Origin of the sequence: Flavobacterium supellecticarium (assembly GCF_004801375.1) — a bacterium.
In the GTDB taxonomy this organism is placed as follows: Bacteria; Bacteroidota; Bacteroidia; order Flavobacteriales; family Flavobacteriaceae; genus Flavobacterium; species Flavobacterium supellecticarium.
On the sequence record NZ_SSNZ01000001.1, the window covers coordinates 990051 to 1013585 of the forward strand.

22 protein-coding genes are annotated in these 23535 nt (G+C 38.7%); 12 read left to right on the top strand and 10 right to left on the bottom strand.

The features are described from left to right. Complete coding sequence (locus E6C50_RS04565) at nt 1–327, top strand: hypothetical protein (RefSeq protein WP_136402002.1); 327 nt, start codon at nt 1–3, stop codon at nt 325–327. Between the two features lie 7 nt (nt 328–334). Continuing rightward, nucleotides 335–985, top strand: coding sequence for an alpha/beta hydrolase (locus E6C50_RS04570; protein WP_136402003.1), 651 nt, complete (start codon nt 335–337; stop codon nt 983–985). A 33-nt stretch (nt 986–1018) separates the two neighbouring features. On the opposite strand, the gene E6C50_RS04575 is transcribed toward E6C50_RS04570, so the two are convergent. From E6C50_RS04575 to E6C50_RS04585, 3 genes are all read right to left on the bottom strand, one after another. After that, on the bottom strand, nt 1019–1525 hold the full coding sequence (locus E6C50_RS04575; protein ID WP_136402004.1) for a hypothetical protein: 507 nt from the start codon (nt 1523–1525) through the stop codon (nt 1019–1021). Nucleotides 1526–1600: 75 nt separating this feature from the next. After that, nucleotides 1601–2098 carry a hydrolase gene (locus tag E6C50_RS04580; RefSeq protein WP_136402005.1) on the bottom strand — a complete coding sequence of 166 codons (498 nt, stop codon included), beginning with the start codon at nt 2096–2098 and terminating at the stop codon, nt 1601–1603. 5 nt (nt 2099–2103) lie between these two features. Then, nucleotides 2104–2868 carry an MBL fold metallo-hydrolase gene (locus E6C50_RS04585; RefSeq protein ID WP_136402006.1) on the bottom strand — a complete coding sequence of 255 codons (765 nt, stop codon included), beginning with the start codon at nt 2866–2868 and terminating at the stop codon, nt 2104–2106. Between the two features lie 290 nt (nt 2869–3158). Between E6C50_RS04585 and E6C50_RS04590 the strand changes: the two genes are divergently transcribed. The 6 genes from E6C50_RS04590 (at nt 3159) to E6C50_RS04615 (ending at nt 11342) form a co-directional block, all read left to right on the top strand. After that, entirely contained in the window at nt 3159–3845 is a 687-nt protein-coding gene (locus E6C50_RS04590; RefSeq protein ID WP_168732739.1) for a TetR/AcrR family transcriptional regulator, read from the top strand. A gap of 422 nt (nt 3846–4267) precedes the next feature. Further along, nucleotides 4268–4480 carry a hypothetical protein gene (locus E6C50_RS04595; RefSeq protein ID WP_136402008.1) on the top strand — a complete coding sequence of 71 codons (213 nt, stop codon included), beginning with the start codon at nt 4268–4270 and terminating at the stop codon, nt 4478–4480. A gap of 120 nt (nt 4481–4600) precedes the next feature. Then, nucleotides 4601–5335 carry a GLPGLI family protein gene (locus tag E6C50_RS04600; RefSeq protein ID WP_136402009.1) on the top strand — a complete coding sequence of 245 codons (735 nt, stop codon included), beginning with the start codon at nt 4601–4603 and terminating at the stop codon, nt 5333–5335. Then, complete coding sequence (locus tag E6C50_RS04605) at nt 5336–7972, top strand: carboxypeptidase-like regulatory domain-containing protein (RefSeq protein WP_136402010.1); 2637 nt, start codon at nt 5336–5338, stop codon at nt 7970–7972. Between the two features lie 55 nt (nt 7973–8027). After that, nucleotides 8028–9593, top strand: coding sequence for a hypothetical protein (locus E6C50_RS04610; RefSeq protein ID WP_136402011.1), 1566 nt, complete (start codon nt 8028–8030; stop codon nt 9591–9593). Between the two features lie 300 nt (nt 9594–9893). Further along, complete coding sequence (locus E6C50_RS04615) at nt 9894–11342, top strand: TonB-dependent receptor (RefSeq protein ID WP_136402012.1); 1449 nt, start codon at nt 9894–9896, stop codon at nt 11340–11342. 76 nt (nt 11343–11418) lie between these two features. On the opposite strand, the gene bcp is transcribed toward E6C50_RS04615, so the two are convergent. After that, a complete protein-coding gene (gene bcp / locus E6C50_RS04620; RefSeq protein WP_136402013.1) occupies nt 11419–11871 on the bottom strand; it encodes a thioredoxin-dependent thiol peroxidase in 453 nt (150 codons plus the stop codon). Nucleotides 11872–11904: 33 nt separating this feature from the next. On the opposite strand from bcp, the gene E6C50_RS04625 reads away from it, so the two are divergent. After that, on the top strand, nt 11905–12573 hold the full coding sequence (locus tag E6C50_RS04625) for an endonuclease III domain-containing protein (RefSeq protein ID WP_136402014.1): 669 nt from the start codon (nt 11905–11907) through the stop codon (nt 12571–12573). 36 nt (nt 12574–12609) lie between these two features. Here E6C50_RS04625 and E6C50_RS17595 read toward each other — a convergent pair whose 3' ends face one another. Both E6C50_RS17595 and E6C50_RS04630 read right to left on the bottom strand, forming a co-directional pair. Continuing rightward, nucleotides 12610–12753, bottom strand: a complete 144-nt coding sequence (locus E6C50_RS17595; protein WP_168732740.1) for a hypothetical protein — start codon at nt 12751–12753, stop codon at nt 12610–12612. Nucleotides 12754–12803: 50 nt separating this feature from the next. Further along, complete coding sequence (locus E6C50_RS04630) at nt 12804–13388, bottom strand: RNA polymerase sigma factor (RefSeq protein WP_136402015.1); 585 nt, start codon at nt 13386–13388, stop codon at nt 12804–12806. A gap of 299 nt (nt 13389–13687) precedes the next feature. Here E6C50_RS04630 and uvrA point away from each other — a divergent pair, with 299 nt between their 5' ends. Together uvrA and E6C50_RS04640 are read left to right on the top strand one after the other, a co-directional pair. Then, entirely contained in the window at nt 13688–16474 is a 2787-nt protein-coding gene (gene uvrA / locus E6C50_RS04635) for an excinuclease ABC subunit UvrA (RefSeq protein WP_136402016.1), read from the top strand. Nucleotides 16475–16654: 180 nt separating this feature from the next. Further along, nucleotides 16655–17080, top strand: coding sequence for a hypothetical protein (locus E6C50_RS04640; protein ID WP_136402017.1), 426 nt, complete (start codon nt 16655–16657; stop codon nt 17078–17080). A 32-nt stretch (nt 17081–17112) separates the two neighbouring features. Here E6C50_RS04640 and E6C50_RS04645 read toward each other — a convergent pair whose 3' ends face one another. Together E6C50_RS04645 and E6C50_RS04650 are read right to left on the bottom strand one after the other, a co-directional pair. Continuing rightward, a complete protein-coding gene (locus E6C50_RS04645) occupies nt 17113–18306 on the bottom strand; it encodes a M28 family peptidase (RefSeq protein ID WP_136402018.1) in 1194 nt (397 codons plus the stop codon). A gap of 202 nt (nt 18307–18508) precedes the next feature. Then, nucleotides 18509–19699: a M28 family peptidase gene (locus E6C50_RS04650; RefSeq protein ID WP_136402019.1), complete on the bottom strand. Its 1191-nt coding sequence runs from the start codon at nt 19697–19699 to the stop codon at nt 18509–18511. A gap of 299 nt (nt 19700–19998) precedes the next feature. Here E6C50_RS04650 and E6C50_RS04655 point away from each other — a divergent pair, with 299 nt between their 5' ends. Next, nucleotides 19999–20703 (top strand): hypothetical protein, encoded by a 705-nt coding sequence (locus tag E6C50_RS04655; RefSeq protein ID WP_136402020.1) that lies wholly within the window; start codon nt 19999–20001, stop codon nt 20701–20703. 78 nt (nt 20704–20781) lie between these two features. Here E6C50_RS04655 and E6C50_RS04660 read toward each other — a convergent pair whose 3' ends face one another. Both E6C50_RS04660 and E6C50_RS04665 read right to left on the bottom strand, forming a co-directional pair. Then, nucleotides 20782–22254, bottom strand: coding sequence for a lipopolysaccharide biosynthesis protein (locus E6C50_RS04660; protein WP_136402021.1), 1473 nt, complete (start codon nt 22252–22254; stop codon nt 20782–20784). A 1-nt stretch (nt 22255) separates the two neighbouring features. Further along, nucleotides 22256–23533 (bottom strand): glycosyltransferase family 4 protein, encoded by a 1278-nt coding sequence (locus tag E6C50_RS04665; protein WP_136402022.1) that lies wholly within the window; start codon nt 23531–23533, stop codon nt 22256–22258. Between the last annotated feature and the right edge of the window lie 2 nt (nt 23534–23535).

Here is a 23535-nt window from a genome sequence, read left to right on the forward strand (position 1 = left end):
ATGCAAAATACTGTAGAACAAGGCAAAACAACAGCTATCATCAGCTATATCACCATTATCGGAACCATTATTGCTATTTTTATGAATCTGGAAACTAAAAATCCATTTGCCGGTTTTCACATTCGTCAGGCATTTGGTACACACCTGGCTTTTTATGTCCTGGCTTATTTTGTAGGATATGCCGATAGCTGGATGGCTTCTTCTGCATTTTTTATCTTCTTTTTTGTGCTTTGGGCCTACGGAATCGTTGGCGCCTTCCAAAATGAAATGAAAATCACTCCTATCCTGGGAAAATACTTCCAGGACTGGTTTAAAAATTTAGCATAAACATAAAATGAATCTATCGTTATTTCACCTCGTTAGAGAACCCAAAATCAAGTCGGATAAAAATCCATTATTATTGCTATTGCATGGATACGGCAGCAATGAAGAAGATCTGTTTTCATTTGCTTCGGAACTACCGGACAATTATTATGTTATTTCTGCACGGGCACCGCATCCGATGCCACCTTACGGAAATGCCTGGTATAGCATCCACTTTGATAGTGATGCCAATAAATTTTCGGATGACGATGAGGCGATCGAATCCCGTGATCGTATTGCTAAATTTATCGATGAGTTAATCGAAACCTATCCTATTGATCCGACAAAAGTTACTTTGGTTGGTTTTAGTCAGGGTGCCATTTTAAGTTATGCCGTTGCTTTATCCAATCCGGAAAAAATACAACGTGTAGTGGCTTTAAGCGGGTACATCAATCCGGCTATTTTGGCTGATGGTTATACCGATAAAGCACTTTCAAAACTGCATTTTTTTATTTCCCACGGAACCGTAGACCAGGTAATTCCGGTAGAATGGGCCCGAAAAGCCCCTGAATTTTTAAAAGCTTTGGGATTGGATGTCGTTTATAACGAATATCCTGTAGGACATGGAGTCGCTCCGCAAAACTTCTACGATTTTAAAAACTGGTTACAACAAACCTTATAATAAACTAAAAAGTCCGGTAATCACCGGACTTTTTTATTGTTCGGGATTATCACTTCCCGTTACTTGTTTTTCTTCAGTTAAGGCACCTTTATATTTTAGGATTCCTTTTTGGATCAGTTTTAAACCGCCTTCGGTTTCCAATGTCCAACCTGCTCCGTAATACGGTTTACCTTCTTTTTCCCGTGTCAGGATAACCGAATTATTACTGTCCGGTAAAAACAACTCCGCCCGATCACCATCTTTTTCGAAAGTTACAAATCCACTGATAATTGGTTCTTCGATTTCTTCTTCCTCGTCAACGGTTGTTTCTTTTACCGGATTTAAACGGAAACCTTCTTCGAACACACGAATACAATCATTTTTAAGTACCGACCAACGATAACCGGCAGAACCAACACATCCGTGTTCGTCCCGGTCAGTTCCCAGAACCATCGGTTTAGGACTCACTACAACCTCTTTTTCGTCATCGTGTTTTTTCATGATATAATCACAGGATACGAAAAGAAAACTGCATAAAAGTAAGGGCAATATTTTTTTCATTCTATTATCGTTTTGCTTCAAAAGTGCCATCGAAAAGAGACGCTAATGAAACTTTAAATTTACAAAATAATCCTATTATTGTACCGTATTGGCAAACAAAATCGCATCAATACGTTCGAAATCGGTAGGTTTATCTTCGTTATGAAAATATTTTAACAGGACTTCTCCTCTAGTCGATCCGCTGTTAAAGTCGGCTATAATCCAACGGTGATTTAGTATTTTTATTTTACTGATAATAAATTTATTTCCATTAATAGGCTCATATGGTACCAAACGGTTTCCTGTTTTAGCATCGTTAAGCGTTACCAGATCTTCTTTCACTTTGGCAGCCACTTTAGTCACATCATAGCGTGAAAAATATTCCTGTGCATCATCGTCATAATCCAGAGAAAAATAATCACTGTCGTTTTTTTCTTCCCGGAGTGTAGTGATGGAATCCCGAACTTTTGTGATACGTGTTTTGGCATTTTCGAGTTCCTGACCTTGTGTTTTGAGGATTTTATTCGAGTTCATATACTGAAAAATATTAAACAGTAATGACAGGATAAAAAGATAAAGTATTGCTTTTTTCATAGTGGTTAAATTACAATTTCTAGGTTGTCATAGGCCAGGAATACATTTTCCGGCAGAGTTTGCTGCACTTCTTCGTGGAATCCCATATGATGACTGATATGTGTCAGGTAAGCTCTTTCGGGCTGAATTAATTTAATAAACGCCAGTGCTTCCTCGAGATTAAAGTGGGAAATATGGGGTTCGATCCGGAGTGCATTTACAACAAGGACTTTTAATCCTCTTAATTTTTCGATTTCTTCGGGTTCGATCGTTTTTACATCGGTCAGATAGGCAAAATTATCTATCCGATAGCCAAACACCTGTAAGTCGGCATGCCATGCATTTACCGGAATCACTTTTTTACCACCGATTTCGAAATCAGAATCCTTCTCCACTTCTGTTACCGTTACGGATGGCGCACCCGGATAGCGGTTTTCGGTTTCAAATATATAATCGAAACGTCTTTTCAGACTTTCAATTACTCTTTTATGTCCATAAATTGGCATGTCGCCCTGTCGGAAATTAAACGGTCGGATATCGTCCAGTCCTGCTGTATGATCTGCATGTTCGTGTGTAAACAAAATACCATCGAGTTTACGACAATTGGCCGCCAGCATCTGTTGTCTGAAATCCGGACCACAATCAATAGCATAAGACTGGTTTTCCCAGCTTAGTAAAGCGGAAACCCGTAATCGTTTATCTTTTGTATCGCGGCTCAGGCAAACCGGATGATCACTTCCAATTACAGGAATCCCTTGTGAGGTTCCCGTACCCAAAAAATATACTTTCAAAGTAGTCTTCTTTTTTACAAAAATAAGAATCTCTCTTTTAAAATAGTGAATACTCCCTGTGTTAAAAAACAATAGTTTCAGAAATTTAGAGCCAATCCTAATAATAACGGGAGATCACAGCTTATCAAAATCATTTTAAAACAACACGTACAATAGTTCACATTTTCTTTTACATTCGAGTAATAGGGTCTGACAAAACGACTAGTAAGCCACTAACAACACATAAACCTCGAAACCACTTGACTTTTTAGTTAAAAAGTCGGATATTGCACTGCAAATCAATGACGATCATGAAAGATAAGGAGCAACCGGAAGAAAGTCAACCCAAAAAAAGAAAAGTATCGCAGGGTCCGATAAAGGAAAAAGCCCGAACGATGCAAAAACTTGTTGATGCAGTAGGAATTGTCCTGAGATCGGAAGGTTATACAGGTCTCACTATTGCAAAAATAGCAGCAGCTGCAGGTTTAGACCGTAAACTGATTTACGCGTATTTTGGTGATGTAAACAATCTTATTGAAACCTATATCAGGAAACGGGATTACTGGGCGAATTCGTATGACGATGAAATAGTTCCAGACATCATCACGCAGAATCACGTCAGCGTAACGGATGGTCAACATTTTTTGCAAGGTCATTTTAATGCCTTTCTTGAAGACGTCGAGATGCAAAAAATGATCCTTTGGGAACTTAGTGAAGTTAACCCGCTTTTAATTGAAATTGCCGAATTACGAGAAAAAGTAGGCGAAGAACTATTCAAATATTCGGATCCCTATTTTGAAGGAACCGGTGTTAATATGCGAGCTATAACAGCCGTAATGATTGGCGGAATCTACTATCTTTCCCTACATGCCAAGACCAATGGCGTTACGATTTGCGGTATTGATGTTAACCAACCCGACGGAAAACAAGCCATTTTAGATGCGTTAGCACAAATTGTAGCTTTTGGCTATGAAGCTGCTGAAAAAGCAAAAAAATAGTTCTTAAAATACCTTTATACAGAAACCGCTTAGAAAAGCGGTTTTTTTATGTCTGTGTATTTTTTTATTACTATCTGTATTTTATTCAACCTGATTTCACAAAAGTATTTTTAAATGAAATTATTTATCATTTTGTTACGAATTACCAAACAACACTAATTTTAAAACGAAATTGATATTTTTTAACAATACAAAACCTATTAAAACAAAAATATAACCAATTTCCCTGTTCAGAATATCTAAAAAAACAGATTGATTTTTTAAAATATTCACATTTTGCACCATTAATTAATCTTTTGACAATGATAATTTAATAAAAATGAGACCAAATTTCTTATTTCCAAGAAAAGGAATATAATTTTTCAATAGATTTGTTTTCAACTAATTATCAAAAAATTTTAATTATGAAAAAATTTATTTTGATGGCAGCAATGATTCTGCCTTGTGTATTTGCTTCAGCAGCAACTTCAGGAAATGTAGCACCAAATGCGAATCCTTCAATCGAATTAACCAGCAACATGGTATTAGGCCAAACTGCTGATGAAGTTGGAGAAGCAATCTATTTGGGCGTTTACGATGTATACGTGGATGGTGTTTATATTGGCACGTACCACGTATATTTGGTAATTAACTAGTAATATTCGCAAAATGTCTGTTATTATTATAACAGACATTTTGTTTTTTAGTCAAAATATCATATTTTTGATTAAATCACACTAAAAGTTACAAATCAAGCCTCAATAAATAATATTCCTATGAAACGTTACATTTTTATCCTACTAACCAGTATCGGCATGAATCAGACTATCACGGCACAAACCTCCAAAATAACCTACGAAGAACAAGCAAATATTGAGAACCAGTTAAAAAATGTAACCGATCCGGCAACACGCGAACGTGTATCCAAATACCTCTCACAGGTTAAAACATTTACATTATACTACAAAGATGGTATCTCCTTGTATAACGAACAAAATGCGAATGACACTTCCGAAAAAGACAGTGAATTAAATGAAAGCAACTCCAAATTCAAAACGGTCAACATTGGTAAGAAAAGTGGTGGTATTTATAAAAATCAAAAAACAAACGAATACCTTCAGGAAGCCGACCTGTTAGGCAAAGCTTTCCTTGTCTCGGACAAACTGGAAAAAATCAACTGGAAATTGATCAATGAAACAAAAAAAATTGGCGAATTCAATTGTAAAAAAGCCACAGCGGTTGTAAACGGTGAAAACGTTACCGCCTGGTACGCGCCTTCCCTTCCGATAAATGACGGCCCGAAAGACTACTGGGGATTACCCGGATTAATTATCGACCTGACAACGGATACCAAAACGTATCATGCTATAAAAGTCGCATCGATAGCGCAATTTGACTTTGAAAAACCTTCTAAAGGACAAAAAATATCCAAAGAAAACTATATAAAAGACCGAAACGAAAAAGTTGATCAACTAAAAAGAGGAATGGGGAATGTGTTAAACCAGAACTAAATGATCCGAACTTTTTTTGTACTGCTTATTCTAGTTATACCTACGCTCCTAAATGCCCAGAACATTACCGGTATCCTAACCGACTACCAGTCAGATAAGGGCATTTCCGGGGCAACCCTGCAACTCATCGACAGTCAGACGAATGCTACTGTAAGCTATGTATTATCCGATGATAGCGGGAAATTTACCTTAGCGCCACCACCACCTGGAAATTATACACTGGAAATCAATCATATTGCATATGATCCGGAATATCATCAACTCACTGTTTCCAATTCCGGAACGGAAATCCAGCTTCCAATTAAACTACGTCCTAAATCCAAACAACTCAACGAAGTAATCGTACAGGGTTCGCGCGCCGCAGCACAGCAAAAAGGCGATACGATTCGTTACAACATCAACGCTTTCACTACCGGAAACGAAGAAAAGCTTAAAAACATTATCGAAAAACTTCCCGGTCTTGAAATTGACGATAATGGTAAAATAAAATCCCAGGGAAAAGTCATCGAAGAATTACTGATTAATGGAAAACCTTTTTTTGGTAAAAACCATAAAATGGCCACCGAAAATCTAAATGCTAAAATGATTGATGATATTGATTTGATCAACAATTATGAAACCTTTGGCGCCATAAAAGACATCGAAGGAACGAACAATAAAAAAGCGCTTAACATCCATATCAAAGAAGAATACCTTGGTAAAATAACCGGTGATATTACCGGGCTATCTGCTTATGACGATCGGTATAAAGTGCATAGCAACCTGTTTCGGTTTATGCCAAAATTTAATGCCAGTGCTATTCTCGACAGTAATAATCTGGGCGAGCAAGCCATTAGTCTTCGGGATTATATGGATATGGATGGCAACATCAAATCTGATATCCGGAACAACGACATGGGCAATCCGGTTTTCGGAGCAGGGAAAATCCCAAAATTTCTGGTTGCCAACGAAAATAACAAAACCAGTCGTTCGCATACCGCGGCACTTAACATCAGTGCCATGCCAACGGATAAATTGAGTATTAACGCTTTTAGCATTTTAAATCAATCCCGTTTTACCGAACAACGTTGGGTTGAAAAAACTTTTTTTAACACTGCCAATTCCCTACAATCTCAGGATGCTATTGCCGGTAAGATGACTTTTTTATTTAATCAGACAAAAGTAAATCTGGAGTACAAACCAAACAAAGATAACCTGATTAATTACTCGGCCATTCTGGATTCCGGACACGACAAAGGCCAACGGGACACCGAAAGCATTCTAAACGGTCAACCGCAGGAATTTGAAGAAAGTAACAAAGCGATTAAACTTAATTTCGGGCAACAATTGAGCTATGTTACCAAGCTCGCCCGTAATAAATTACTTTCGATAAATGCTTATCAGGAATTTAAAAAACAAGACAATCGTTATGATTTTCTCTCCGACCAGCAAACCTTGCTTCCGCCCTATCAGCGGCTTGATCAGGAATATGTTTTTAAGAGTAATGAAATCGGTGTTTTTAGCAAATACACGCAAAAAATAAGTGATCATATTGCACGTGGTAATGCCGGCTTTATCTGGAACCGTTCGTCTTTAGAACTCCTGCAATCAGCATTAGCCACTGGTCAGCCGCAAATTAACCGAAATAGTAATTATGCCTTTGCAGACGTATCGGTTAAAAAGGCGGTTTCCCTGTTACAATACAATGCCAAACTGGAATTCCGCAATTATTTTTTAGAGCCATCTGGCGCCACTAAAGCCTATCTGCTACCATTTGCACAAGTCAAACTCGCTTTTACCGATTTGCATTATCTGAGTTTAAGCTACAACCGAAACATTAGTTTTTATGCCAGCGACATACAAAACAATTTTCTATATGCCGACGATTATCGGAATTATTACAACCCTAGCTCTATTGTATTCGAGAAACCATTTGAACAAAATATACTGTCGCTCAACTATTTCAAGTTTGACCTTTACAATGGCTTTTTATTTTTGGCCAATTCGTCCTATTCCCGCAACAAAAATGAAAACACCAGCAACAGTATCAATGCCGGAAATTACAACTATATCGCTTATCGGAACGATGCCAGCGGTTATTCCTGGAACAATCTGATAAGTGTGGAGCAACGTATAAAGCCGCTCAAATCCAAAGCAAAAGCGACATTTTCCTATTTGCTTACCGAGAGCTATAACTTCATAAGCGATCAGCAAAATGATTACCGAACCAATAATTTTTCGGTACGTTTTTCATTGATCAGTTCTTTTAAAGACAGCTGGTTCAATTACGAAGCAGGCAGTCAGTATTCGAATTATGAAACACATTACCAACTCTTTGACAGCAAAATTTACACCCGTAAATGGACGCCATTTCTAAATTTTAACGGACAAATTAATGAAAGTCTAAATTACCGATTGGACAATAGTCTGGAGCATTTTTCGACTACCGATAGTGAGCGTCAGTTTTTTAAAACTGATTTTAAACTAACCTGTAAAAAACCGAAAGCTCGTTTTAAATACTGGATCGAAGGCAATAATATTTTCAACATCAGCAATCCGGAAATAATCGCTACCAGTAACAGTAACAACAGCTTTAGCCGCGAAACCATCACCCGACTGGCCGGATATATCGGTTTCGGAATTGGTTTCGAATGGTAATCAACTATATCACGCATAACGATTAACACCTTACTATTAACCTTAAAAACAAAAAATGAAAAAAATTTTTCTGGGAATTTTAGCAACTGGTCTACTTGTATTGGGCAGTTGCGACAACAAAGACTGGACCGAAGATTCGTCCGCAACAACAAATGTAGGGCAACGCTTACCCGATGAAGCGGTACAATTGGAAAACCCCTATTCGGTGGCCAACATGCTCCACGCCTACGCCGATCTTCGAACCGGAGGCGACATTGAAAGAGCCAAAGAAATTTCGGGTATAACTACAACCCATTTTTATGTAAAATTTAAACCCGAAAACGAAGACACCATGGATTTATTAAAACAAGACTCCACGCTTGTTGTGTATAATTATCCACTAGATGTAGCCTTTCCGGAAGGTTACGACACCAGTAGCTATCGGGACGAAGGTATTCCTGATGATCAACCAGGTTTTCAATATGCCGCTATTCCTGTAAATCATCCAATGCCGGATGTACAACATGAGATATTAGCCGAATTGTTTATTCCGGATGAAGATAAAATTGTAGACGGAAAAGGAGAAGTTCCGTCACCGGTACAAATAAACGGTATTTCAGCCGAAGAGCTTGTTGAGCATTCGTTATTACTTACCGGTAATCTGGAACCGGAAGAAAGAGGATTGGCTTCCCGCAGCAAATGGAGACCAGCCGGTCGCATCACGATGCAGGACGATCTGTTGGGCACTATTGGTGTAGAAGGCTTAAAAGTAGAAGCCCGCAGATGGTTTACCACTCACGTTGGCTTTGTTAACTCCGCCGGATATTATAGTTGTGACGGAACCTTCCGAAATCCGGCCAACTACAGTTATAAATACGAACGATACGATTTTGAAATCCGTAAAGGGTGGCTTTTTTCAACGGCTAAACTAGACGGGCCTAAAAAAACCGGTAACTGGGATGTACATCATGGTACTACAAGCATTCACAGCTTCTACTCGACTATTTTCCGTGCCGCGCACCACTATTACTACAAAAACATCCTGGGATTACGAAGACCTCCACAAAACGGTTTCTGGAAAACCCAGTTAAAAATCAAAGCGATAAATGAAGTCAATACCGATTTCGATGGTAATGCCAATCCTGCCCGACGCTTTTTAGGACTAGGAAGTCATATCCATATATACAATCCGCAAAATAAGCGTTTTGACACCTATGCAACCACCATACACGAATTGGCGCATGCTTCGCACTGGAGTATGAGCAGCGGCTCCAACTTTACAAACACCGAAAAAATTGTAAAAGAATCATGGGCGCGTGGTGTCGAAAGAAGTTTAACCCGTATGGTCTATGTGAATTATGAAACGACATATAATCGTTTGCGTTATACCGGAATGGTTCACGATGCTTTAGACGGAAATAAAACACGGATTTCCCAATACTACTTTACCGATTCAAATCCATTTACACCACTAACGCGATCCTATCAGGATCAGGTATCGGGTTATACCATTCGTCAGATAGAAGATGCACTGCAGAATCAGAAAACCTGGAACGCCTGGAGAGACAAAATCAAAACGATGTTTGTCAATTCGACAGAAAACAACCTTGATGCTACTTTTTCTTTCTGGAATACACAATGATAAAAACAGAAATAATCGGAACATTTGAGACATTTAGAAGAAACTTTTGTCTGTTATAAGTAGCGAACAAAGTATTATTTTCAATTTTTCGCTAAAATTAGTGGATCAATCTTTATAACTAATTTTTGGCAATGCCGGTCTTATCTGATCGGCATTGTTATAAATACACATGGTAACATCGCAGAAAGTACTGTAATACTGTTTACAAGGTCTACGCAACCCTTTTTTAACATTAAAAATAGGATTATTTAGCTTTTATTAGACCCCCTATTTTGTTAACTTTGCAGTATTATGGCATTTATGAAAAACACAGATAACGAAATTACACTTAAAGGCGATCGGGAAATTGAACACATTCCGGCCCTTAAAGAGAAGGCACTCCGTATTAACCTTAACAAAAACATTTACGGGACATTTGCCGAAATCGGTGCCGGACAGGAAACGGTAAGGCATTTTTTCAGAGCCGGAGGTTCTTCCGGTACTATCGCAAAAGCAATGTCGGCCTACGACAAAGATTTTAGTGATGCAATTTATGGCGTGGAAGATGATGGACGTTATGTTACTGAAAGCCGCTTAAAAAAGATGCTTTCTCACGAAATTCAACTGGTGGAAGAGCGTTTAAAAAGAGACAAACACCCAAGCAAAATGTTCTTTAGTTATGCGAATACCGTAGCCACTATCGACTTTGCCAAACAATATAAAGGCCACGGATGGGTAGGTATCAAATACCAACTGGATCCGGAGGAAGACTACAACGAGATTATCCTTCACATCCGTTTTAAGGAAAGTGATTCACGATTACAACAGGAAACGCTAGGAATTTTAGGTGTTAACCTTATTTACGGGGCTTTTTACAAATACAACGATCCAAAAAAATTACTGCGTTACCTATACGATCACCTGGACAAAGATCAGTTGGAAATTGACACGATCAATTTTTCCGGTCCGCGTTTTAAAGACGTCGACAACCGATTGATGAGTTTACAGCTTGTTAAAAACGGAATGACCGATGCCGTGATGTTTGGTCCGGATGGTAATAACGTACTTCCGGCAACAATCTTATACCGTAAAAACATTCTGGCGCTACGCGGAAGTTTCCGCCCGGTAACCAAGGTTAATATGGACATGTACCAGAAATCGTACGAGATGTTCCTTCAGGAGAAAAAAGTAGATAAGGATAATACGATGGTTATTTTCGAAATTACATTATCCAATCTGCGTTCGGAAGGCGAAATCGATGAGCGTGACTTTATGGATCGTGCCGAATTACTTTGTTCGTTAGGACAAACGGTTATGATTTCGAACTTTCAGGAGTATTATAAAGTGGTCGAATATTTCTCCGAATACTCCAAAGCCCGAATGGGATTAGCCATGGGCGTTAGCAATCTGATTGATATTTTCGATGAAAAATACTATCGCCATCTTAGTGGTGGAATTCTGGAAGCTTTCGGTAAACTATTCTATCGCGATTTAAAAGTATTCCTGTATCCGATGGAAGATGAAGATGGAAATGTGATCACCTCACAAAACCTGAAAGTACACCCGCGTATGAAAGAATTATATAAGTTTTTTGCTTACAACGGCAAAGTGGTTGACATTACCGATTTCGACAAAGACCACCTTAAAATCTTTTCCCGTGAGGTTTTAAAAATGATTCACGACGGACAAGAAGGTTGGGAAGAAATGCTACCAGAAGGAATTTCGGAATTGATCAAACAAGACCATCTCTTTAGTTGTGGTGATCAATAAAAACAGAAACATCAAAATATACCTATTAAAAAAAACAAAACCTGTCAGATTATTTGACAGGTTTTATTTTTTATCCTTATTTTAAAATCTGATCGGCATGTGCTTTGGTTTTTACCTGAGTAATCACCTCTTCGATCACACCTTCTTCGTTAATCACAAATGTAGTACGATGGATTCCGTCGTATTCTCTTCCCATAAACTTTTTCGGTCCCCAAACGCCAAAAGCCTGAATAACCGATTTATCCTCATCGGCCAGTAACGGAAACGGAAACTCATATTTATCTTTAAACTTTCCCTGCGCTTTGGCACTATCGGCACTCACCCCTAACAATTCGTAATTATTCGCTTTAAAGCGTTCGAAATTATCTCTTAAATCGCAAGCCTCCGCGGTACATCCCGGCGTATTGGCTTTAGGGTAAAAAAACACAACCAGTTTTTTCCCTTTATAATCGGCCAGTGTATGTGTTTTCCCATCCTGATCCACTCCTGAAAAATTCGGAGCCTTATCTCCTTTTATTAATGTTGTCATAACCGTATATTTGTTTTTATAAAAGTAGAAAAAATGACCAAAGAAGACAAAGTCGAATTTGTTATAAGAACGTTAAACGAAATCTACCCGGAAATTCCGATTCCTTTAGACCATAAAGATCCTTATACGCTGTTGATTGCCGTGCTATTATCGGCACAATGTACCGATGTGCGCGTCAACCAGATAACACCTTTGCTATTTGCCAGGGCCGACAATCCGTATGATATGGTAAAAATGAGTGTTGAAGAAATCAAAGAAATCATACGTCCCTGCGGACTTTCACCGATGAAATCGAAAGGAATTTACGGCTTGTCGCAGATTCTGATTGAAAAACACAATGGCGAAGTACCTCAGGATTTTGATGCTCTGGAAGCGTTACCGGCTGTAGGCCATAAAACGGCCAGTGTTGTGATGTCGCAGGCATTTGGTGTTCCGGCTTTTCCGGTTGATACCCATATTCACCGATTGCTGTACCGCTGGAACCTTTCAAATGGAAAAAACGTACAGCAAACCGAAAAAGATGCCAAACGTATCTTTCCACGGGAATTATGGAACGATCTACATTTACAAATCATATGGTATGGCAGGGAGTATTCGCCGGCCAGAGGATGGAATCTCGAAAAAGACATTATCACGCAAACCATAGGGCGGAAATCGGTTATTGACGAGTATTACAAGTCTAAAGTTAAATCGAAACCATAAAAAAACATCCCGATATTTACTATATCGGGATGTTCCTTAATTAGCAATAGACTCAAACGTCAAATCACCTACTTTGACAATAGTCAGCGCTTTTGAATAGCTGAGTAAAAAACTTATAGTTTCTTTTTTAGGTAACATTGTTTGACTTGCTATTTTTTTCTTAGAGTAAAGTTTTGCCATATTTGCGATTTAGGATATACATAATAACGCAAAACAAGCTCTAATATTGTTTAGTTTGTCAAAACTATTTGATTTTTTTCGATTACTTTTCTAAGATTCATTAACGCGTAGCGCATACGCCCTAAAGCGGTGTTAATACTCACCCCGGTAAGATCGGCAATTTCCTTAAAACTAAGATCCTGATACATACGCATTACCAGTACCTCTTTCTGATCTTCCGGAAGCTCTTCGATCAGGCGTTGTAAATCGACTTCAACCTGTTCGCTGATAATTCTGTTTTCAACATTCGGGCTATTATCCGTCATGATGGAGAAAATAGAAAACTCTTCCGTTTCCCTGTGGTATGGCATTTTTTTCGATTTTCTAAAATAATCCACGATCAGATTATGGGAAATACGCATTACCCAAGGCAGGAATTTACCTTCTTCACTGTAATTTTTGGATTTTAGTGTCTTGATGACTTTAATAAAAGTATCCTGGAAAATATCTTCTGTTATTTCCCTGTCCATTACTTTAGAATAAATAAAGCCATAAATTTTGGACTGATGTCTTTCAATTAATGTAGCCAAAGCGGTTTCATCACCACCTACATAATTTTTCACTAAGACAGCGTCTGGAAGTACAACATTAGCCATAACAATACCTTTTAGTTTTTGGTTTGGAATTTTTGAGAAATTGTGTCTAAAAAGTATTTTTATCCTATAGGCGAATGTTAAATTGGAATTAATATTAAGCCAAATATAACATAATTTTTTATTACAATACTAGCCAATTCTAAAAATTAACATATTTTCCTATAGTAATTTCCGTTGTTTCTTAAAGAATTTTCAACGATATCCCCTGCTTTTACCGGGGTCTTATAACCGAAGTAACTTTTTTTCGGGAAACACAATATTCTATCGTAAAATGCTGTTTTTGCTTATCTTTGTATTCTATGAAAACTGACATTACCACACTGGAGCCCAAAAAAAATATTATCATAAAAGGGGCACAATTACACAATTTAAAGAATATCGATGTAGCGATCCCGCGGAACAAACTGGTTGTGATTACCGGTCTGTCCGGTTCCGGAAAATCAAGTCTGGCTTTCGACACCTTATATGCCGAAGGACAACGCCGTTATGTAGAAAGTTTGTCTTCGTATGCCCGTCAGTTTTTAGGAAGGCTGGACAAACCCAAAGTGGAATACATCAAAGGAATTGCGCCAGCCATCGCTATCGAACAAAAAGTCAACACGACCAATGCCCGTTCGACAGTTGGCACATCGACCGAGATTTACGATTATTTAAAACTGCTTTATGCCCGGGTTGGAAAAACCATTTCTCCCGTATCCGGCAGAGAAGTTAAAAAAGATACCGTTACCGATGTGGTAAACGAAGTCAAAAAGCTCCCTTTGGATAGCAAATGGATGCTATTGGCTCCAATTCACCTGGAAAAAGGCCGTAAGCTGGAAGACAAATTAAAAGTTTTACTGCAACAGGGTTTTGCCCGTATTTTGGTGGATACCGAAATGGTACGCCTCGATGAAATTGATCAACATAGTTTAGATCATAAGGATGTATTATTGATCATTGACAGAATCATTGTAAAAGACGACGAAGAATTTTTCAATCGTCTTGCCGATGCTGCACAAACCGCATTTTACGAGGGTAAAGGTGAATGTTATTTACAGGAACTCAATACTGAAAAACGTATTGTTTTCAGTACTAATTTTGAGATGGACGGCATCACCTTTTTGGAGCCGAATGTCCATTTATTTAGCTTTAACAACCCGTATGGTGCCTGTCCGAAATGTGAAGGCTACGGGAATGTAATTGGTATCGATGAAGAGCTCGTAATTCCAAACACCGCACTTTCGGTCTACGAAAACGCCATTTATCCGTGGCGTGGCGAAAGTATGGGCTGGTACCGTGATCAGTTGGTAAACAATGCTTATAAATTTGATTTCCCGATTCATAAACCGTTTTTCGAATTATCGGAAGAACAAAAAAGCCTGATCTGGAAAGGAAACCGTTTTTTTACCGGACTGGATGGCTTTTTTCAGGAACTGGAAGAAAAGAACTATAAAATTCAGAACCGGGTAATGCTATCCCGTTACCGTGGTAAAACAAAATGTAACGTTTGTAAAGGAAAACGTCTCCGACCGGAAGCCAATTACGTACACGTGGGAGGCAAAACCATATCCGATCTGGTTGATCTTCCGATTAAAAATCTGATTGGATTCTTTAAAGAGCTAACCTTGTCCGAATACGACGAAAAAGTAGCCAAACGATTGCTAATTGAAATCAATAACCGTTTGCGTTTTTTGGATGAAGTGGGCTTAAATTACCTGACGTTAAACCGAAATTCGGCTACCTTATCCGGAGGAGAATCACAACGTATCAACCTGGCCACATCATTGGGAAGTAGTCTTGTTGGATCGATGTATATTCTGGATGAACCAAGTATCGGTTTACACCCAAAAGATACCGAGCGCTTGATCAAGGTACTGGAAGACCTTCGCAATCTGGGTAATACTGTAATCGTAGTAGAGCATGATGAAGACATCATGAAAGCAGCCGACATGATTATCGACATCGGACCGGAAGCCGGAACCTATGGTGGTCATCTGGTGGCACAGGGGACGTATGATGAAATCCTGAAAGCCGATTCGCTTACGGCACAATATCTCAACGGAAGTATGGAAATCGCAGTTCCTAAAAAAAGACGCAAATTCAAAAATCATATCGATGTTATCGGAGCGCGTGAAAACAACCTTAAAAACATCGATGTCACCTTCCCATTGGAATGCCTTACGGTAATCACCGGAGTTTCCGGAAGTGGCAAAAGTACACTGGTCAAAAAGATACTTTTCCCGGCCTTGCAAAAACAACTGGAAGGCGTGGGCGAAAAAGCCGGTCAGTTTAGCGAATTAAAAGGTAGTTATTCGCATATCAAACATATCGAATATGTAGATCAGAATCCTATTGGTCGGAGTTCCCGTTCCAATCCGGTTACCTATATCAAGGCGTATGACGATATCCGGGATTTGTTTTCCAAACAAGCGGTTTCGAAAATGCGCGCGTATCAACCCAAACATTTTTCGTTTAACGTAGATGGTGGACGCTGTGAAACCTGTAAAGGAGAAGGTTCTGTGACGATTGAAATGCAGTTTATGGCCGATGTCCATTTGGAATGTGAAACCTGTAATGGAAAACGCTTTAAAAAAGAAATACTCGAAGTAAACTTTGAAAACAAAAATATCGACGATGTGTTAACGATGACTATCGACGATGCGATTGCTTTTTTTAATGAGCATAAACAAACCAAAATTACACAAAAGCTGCAACCCTTACAGGATGTAGGATTAGGATATGTACAATTGGGTCAGTCGTCTTCTACCCTTTCCGGTGGAGAAGCACAACGGATCAAACTGGCTTCGTTTCTGGTTAAAGGGGTTACCAAAGAAAAGGCATTATTCGTATTTGACGAACCAACAACCGGTTTGCATTTCCACGATATCAAAAAACTATTGGCTTCTTTTGATGCCCTACTCGATAAAGGTCATTCCATTATTGTAATTGAACACAATCTGGATCTGATCAAATGTGCCGATTATATTATCGACATTGGTCCCGAAGGTGGTGAAAATGGCGGAAAACTGATCGCTTTCGGTACGCCGGAAGAAGTTGCCAAAAACAAAAACTCCGAAACCGGTAAGTATCTAAAAGAGAAATTGTAACCATAAAAAAATCCCGTTTCAAATGAAACGGGATTTTTTTATGGTAATAAGAAACCTGTCAGGTTTAAATTAATTCCGATAAATTTAATTGCCAGACTTTTCAAAATTGTTTTAATTTGCAATCTTTCAAAAAAGAAAGTATTTTTTGACAAAAAAAACATTAAACCTAAAAAACAAATTATGAATCGTTATTTTTTAACTTTTTTATTATGCCTTATCACCTCTTTGGGCTTTTCTCAAAAAATCAAACTGAAAAAGGAAAAAATCTTTTTGGATGACAAAGAATTTTTATCCTGTGAGAAAGGTGGTGCTTTCGGTGCCGTTGCATATGAACTGTCCGAATTAAACACGAATAAGCGTATCATAATATTGGTACAGAATGATGGTGGTACTCATATGGAAATAGCTGATGACTATACACAGATTAAATTCTTAACAAAAGGAGAACAAGCCGAAATTCGAGGCGGAAACATTTATAACGCGATCAAATTACTTTTAAAAAATGGCGTTTTAACTCCAGAAGGCACATTGGATGAAAGTCAAATCGATCTTTTTATAAAAAATTACGATGAGAAAATCTCTGAAAAAACCAGAATTATAAGATAAAAAAAATGGCCGATTAAAAATCGGCCATTTTTTTATTCAATTACTATTTTTTTCGAAATACGATATTCTCCGGTTTCGAGTATTCCCATATAGATTCCTTTGCTTAGCTTACTGATATCAACCGATTCCAACAGTTTGGCATTAGTAACATTTTGTTGCAACACTTGTTTTCCGTTAAGATCCACCAAAGTAAAAACATACTCGTTTACTTCCAGTTTTCCTTTATTGATCGTTAGGTAATCTTTTACCGGATTCGGAAAAAAGCTCACATTAAAATCTTTTTCAAAGGCATCGGTTCCTAAACTTGCTGTAGTAGTTGCTTTCGCAAAATGCAACGTAGCACCTGTAGCCGCTTTAGCCACCTTATACACATAAGCCGGATCCATATTCACCAACAAATCCTGAGTGGTATGCGCATGTGTGGTTTCATTGGTTTCGAAAAAACCGGTGATGATCTCGCCGTTCGACTGGAAAGGCATATAATCGGACGCATAGGCATACGACAATTTTGTCTGTAAAGGCGAATACAACTGTGTACATTTGATCAACTCATTAGTGATCGTATTCGAAGCCGCATTATTAGCCGATGGATTTCCGGTATCTCTTTCGCAGGTAATCGTATTATTCAACATTCCGGCAACTCCTCCAACTTCATCGATATTGAATACCAATTTGATACTCATTTTTGGCGTGGTTCCGTTCACAACGGTACTCACATAATTCTGACTTCCACGTAATCCGTCTTCTTCGCCACTGAAATTGATAAACTTAATCGAATATTCGGTTGGAATATTTTGCAACAGTCGGGCGATTTCCAGTATTGTTGATACACCACTACCGTTGTCGTTCGTTCCCGTTCCGGTAATCGTATCATAATGGCCACAAACAATTACATAGGTATTCGGATAAACCGTTCCGATTTTTGTAACAATCAGGTTTTTACAGGTCGCCCCCGAATAGGTAAAAGTATCTTCCGTTAATTGGCTCGCCGTATAGCCGTAGCTCAGGTACTTGTTTTTGAGCCATTGCAACGTATTGGCCTGTGCCAAGGTTCCGCGGTACTTGACCCCAAGGTTTTCAAACTCCGTAAGATTCGTCAGAATTCCGGATTGAGAAACCTGATTGACAACATTGCCATAGGACTGTATATAGGTTTGGGCTTGGGTTGTATTCCCATATACAGTTGCCAGCAATGAAATCATTAAACTTTTAGTTAAGTTTTTCATTTTTTTAGTTAGTTCTTCTTTTTTTAATGGGTTATTACCGGTAAACCGGTCAACGAAGATACTAATTTTTCAGACTAGCTGTATTTTGCATTAAAAATAGTAACTACTTTTTTCAAATCACTAAAAACGAAACTGTTATAAGCTTCAGATAAAAGCAAACGATCCGACATAAGCCGGATCGTTTTTATCAGTTTTGTATTTTTTATTCAATCATAATCTTTTTTGTAATTTTATGCGTATCGGCTTCCAGAACAGCCATATAGATTCCTCTTTTCAGTGTTGAAATATCAACCGTTTCCAACAACTCCGCATTGGTAACGTGTTGGTTCAACACCCGATTTCCATGGATATCCACAATGGTAAAGGTATACGCATTGGCTGTTAGTTTTCCTTTATTAATCGTTAGACGATCTTTAACCGGATTCGGGAAAAAGCTCACATTAAAATCCTTAGTAGCATTTTCTGTTTCCGGAGTCGGAATAGTAGCTTTGGCAAAGTGAAGCGTCGCTCCAATAGCCGCTTTCGCCACATTATACACATATGTGGTATCCAGATTAACCAATAAATCCTGGGTAGTATGGGCATGAGGAGAATAATAATGTTCGAAAAATCCGGTGATCACTTCTCCGTTTTCCTGAAATGGCATATAATCCGATCCATATGCATACGACAATTCTGCTTTTAAAGGCGAATAAAGCTCCGTACAAGCCATTAATTCTCTTGTAACCACATCGGAAGCCACATTATTTGAAGTTGGTGCAAAAAGGTCGCGTTCGCAAACAATCTTATCGTTTACGATACCGGCAACACTTCCGATTTCGTCAATATTAAAGACCAACTTAATATCCATCTTAGGCGTTGTTCCATTAACCACCGACGTCACATAATGCGTACTTCCTAATAATCCGTCTTCTTCCCCACTAAAATTGATAAATTTGATCGAATATTCCGTCGGGATATTTTGCAACAATCGGGCGATTTCAAGAATGGTAACTACACCACTACCGTTATCGTTGGTACCACTTCCAACTGCCGTATCATAGTGTCCGCAAACAATTACGTAGGTATTTGGATAAACCGTACCCATTTTAGTCACAATTAAATTTTTACACGTGGATCCCGAATAGCTAAAGGTATCTTCCGATAATTCACTCGTTGTATAGCCATAACTCAGGTATTTATTTTTAAGCCATTGTAAAGTATTTGCCTGATTTACGGTACCCCGGTATTTCAGACCGAAATTTTCAAATTCCGTCAGATTCGTTATAATTCCGGATTGCGACGCCTGATTTGCAATGTCGGCGTACTCCTGTTTAAAGGTCTGCGCCTGGGTCGCCGTACCGCACACGGCCGCGACTAAAGAAAGCATCACGCTTTTAGTTAAGTTTTTCATTTTATTGGTAAAGATTTAGGTTTTTTAATAGGTTATTCTCGATATATCGGTTAACGAATATAGTAAATTTTAATTTCACATTTACGTGAATTTATTAAAAAACTTACAAAATATTTTTTTTTCATTTTTAACAGCAGTTGGAACACAAGCAATTACAGGGATTTCTAAAAAAAGTCACATTTCCATTATTGTTTTGGCACGCAAATTGAATTTAGGTAAGCAACGGAATACTTCAACAACGATTCCGGTAAGTGGATCCGAAAAACTATACGAGTAGGAAACTATTAAAATTAGGTATTATGAAAAAAATTACACTTTTAGTAGCCAGTATCTTCCTGGTGGGAAGTATGGCTCAGGCATCTGAAAATCCCGTTTTTTCTGATGCAAAAACCAACGGTCCGCGTTATGGAATCGATTACAGAAATGCCGAACCGATTATGTTTATGGAACGTGGTATTGCGTTTTACATCTTTCCGAATGGGGAATTCGATTTCAACACCCAACCGGAAACCAGCGGAACCGTAGTATACCGAAACGGAAGACGCGGTGTGATCAATACCACTTATGGTACACCCGATCCACGTAATCCGCGTTATTACAATACGGCTGCAAACTATGGCATCCGTATCGAACATGACAACTTCGGACGCGTACGTCGCGTAGGTAACGTTTTTATCAACTACGACAGTGCGAACCGCGTAAAACGAGTAGGAACCGTTTATATGAGTTATAACAGCTTTGCTTTATCTCAGGTAGGTGGTTTGCGTATTTTCTATAACAGAAGAGGACAAATCGTAGACATCAGCGGATATGTAAACCGTGATTCTCAAGGATATGCCTATATTCCGGCTGGTAACAATACGAACAACGGTTATTACCCGGAAGACGATTATAACACCGGCGGATCATGGCAAAACAATAACGATGATTACTATTATTACAGAGCCGACGGTACGAAAGCGAAAATGACCGATAGTGACATCAAAGAAATAAAAGACAAATAAATAAGACGATTTTATATTAAAATTTTGGTTGGTTAGTTTGAAGAAACCCGCGACGCTTTTTTGGCCGAACGGGTTTTCTTATTTTCGTTTTAACCGAACCATCGTCAGGACTTTATCCAATACGAAATTAATATCATCGGAGATTTTAAAGATATAATTCAGATACAAATACACCGCTGAAATCAATGTTGATTTTAACAGAATGCCGATCACCGCATGAAACGGAAAATCCCAGTAATAGAACGCAAAAAAGCATCCTAATGAGATGGCTAAGGAATACAATGTTTTTTTCGAAAACGGAAATAACTTCATCCGAACGACCACAAAAAGTAATTTTGCCAGACTATACAAGGTAATTGAAATCAGTGTGGCAATGGCCGCTCCTTCGATTCCCATCCGTGGAATAAAATACATATTCAGACTTACGGTAAGGAAAACCAACAGCAATCCTAAAAACAAAACGGCCCGGTAATATTTTGAATTAAAAATAATGGCATTGTTATTCCCCAAAAGAAGATCGAAATATTTCGACAATCCGATCACAAAAACCACAAAAATCCCACCGCTATAATTGGCCGGCAAAAGCGTATACAATTCTTTTACATTGACCAAAATTCCCAAAAACACCAATCCGCCCACAACCTGTAAGGAGATTGACGTCTTTTTATACAGATCGTTTAATTCGTCGTGCTTGTTTTCGGTCATCAATTTGGCTGTAATCGGATAGGTAATTTGGTGCATCGCCCGACTCGGAACGGAGATCACCGTCGCTATAAAAATCGCCACCGAATAATAGGCGATATTCTCAATCGCGATATATTGACCAATCATGTTTTTGTCGACGTCCAATAACATATTTGCAATACTACCCGACAGGATAATAAACGACGAATACACTAATACGGCGCGGGTATTGTGTGGCAATTTAAACCGGAATACGATCGGTTTGACTTTAAAAGCATAAAACAGCATGAGCAACATGACCGCCAGGTAAATCAGCATCAGGAAATTTACAAAAGCCTCAGGTGTTATCCATTTAAAATAAACCAAAAACAGGAAAACGGTAATAAAAATACGAAGTGCAATTTCTTTTATAAAACTTCCGAAAACCGATTGCATATGCACTTTCACCCAGGCATAAAAAATCTCGAAATATCCCATACACAATCCGATAACCGGAATTTGCCAGACATATTCATAAATGATCGGATTTTTTCGGGATAAAAAGGAAGCTATAGCCGAATAGCCAAAAGTCCCGAATAGCATCATCGGAATGATCAGTAAAAAAGGAAGAAACAACACCAGTGTCAGAAATTCTTCTTTTTCTTTTTCCGTTTTATAATGGGTAAAATATTTGATCAGGGTGTTATGTACGCCAAAAGCCATCAAAGGCATAATGATATTGGCCGACGATAACAAATAGCCCGTTAATCCGTAATAGGTTTCACCCAGGAACTTCGGATACATAAACAACGTATTCGCCGCACCGATTGCAAAACCGATATAGGTAATAATGGTGTTTTTTATGGATTGATTAATAACAATTCCCATACTATTTCAATAAATCGGCCAGTTGTTTGGTTAGATTCCTACGGCTGTATTGTTGTAAGCCTACCGGATATACTTTTAGGTTTTGCGCCAAATAAAGTCTGTAATACGACAATAACGTCTCTTTGACCAAATCTTTATTATCGTATAAGGCAAAAACACCCGTATTGGTTTGTTTTATGATTCCGGCAAAATCGGCATCTTCCGGGCCAATTGCCAGAATCGGTCGCTCGGAAACCATATATTCGAACAATTTGCCCGGGATAATACTTTTGGTTTCTTCCGAGTCGATTTCAACCAACAATAAAACCTGCGAACTTCGTTGCTGTTGCACCGCTTCCTGATGGGAAACATAGCCGAGGTTATTCACATACGGCGAAAGTCGGAACTCCTCGATGGTTTCGAGTACTTCCTGACTGGTGGCACCGATTAACTTCAATTCAAAATGCTCCTTAAAACCCGGTTCCTCTTTGATTAGTTCGCTAAGCGCTTTCCATAAAATCCGCGGATTGCGTTCGGACAAAAACGAACCGATATGTGCCAATGAAAACTTCTCATCCAATGGAAGTCGGTTTACGTTTTCCACGTCATAACCATTTGTAATCACATGAATCGGCTTGGATGTAATCGCCTCAAACTCCTTTTGCGTCGTACGACTTGTCACCAATAGAAAATCGGCTTCCTGCATCACCTTACGCTCCAGATCTTTATGCTTTTGAGCGGCATAATCCGATAATTTCAAGGCTTTATGATACCCAATAGTCGTCCACGGATCGCGAAAATCGGCCACCCATCGAATGCCCGTTTTCTCTTTTAAATGCATCCCGATAAGATGCAAACTATGCGGTGGGCCGGTAGTAATAACCGTATCGATTCCGTTTTCTTTAATATACCGTTGTAAATAGGTTACCGAAGGTTTTACCCATAACACCCGTGCATCCGGAATAAACAAATTCCCTCTGGTCCATAACATCAGTCGTTCGAGGAAGGATTGTTTCCTTTTGTTCGGGATGATTCCGGAACTGATTTTTTTGGTTTTATTTTTAGAAAACACCGATGCCCAGGCATACGGTTCTGTAATTTTCTTTTGTAATACCGTTACCCCTTGCGGTACTTCATCCCGTAATTTAGTATCCTGTAACGGATAGGTTGGATTTTCAGGAATATACACGATCGGTTCCACGCCGAATTCCGGCAAGTACTTGACAAACTTCAGCCAACGCTGTACACCGGGTCCTCCGGCCGGAGGCCAATAATAGGTTACAATCAGTACTTTCTTCATTA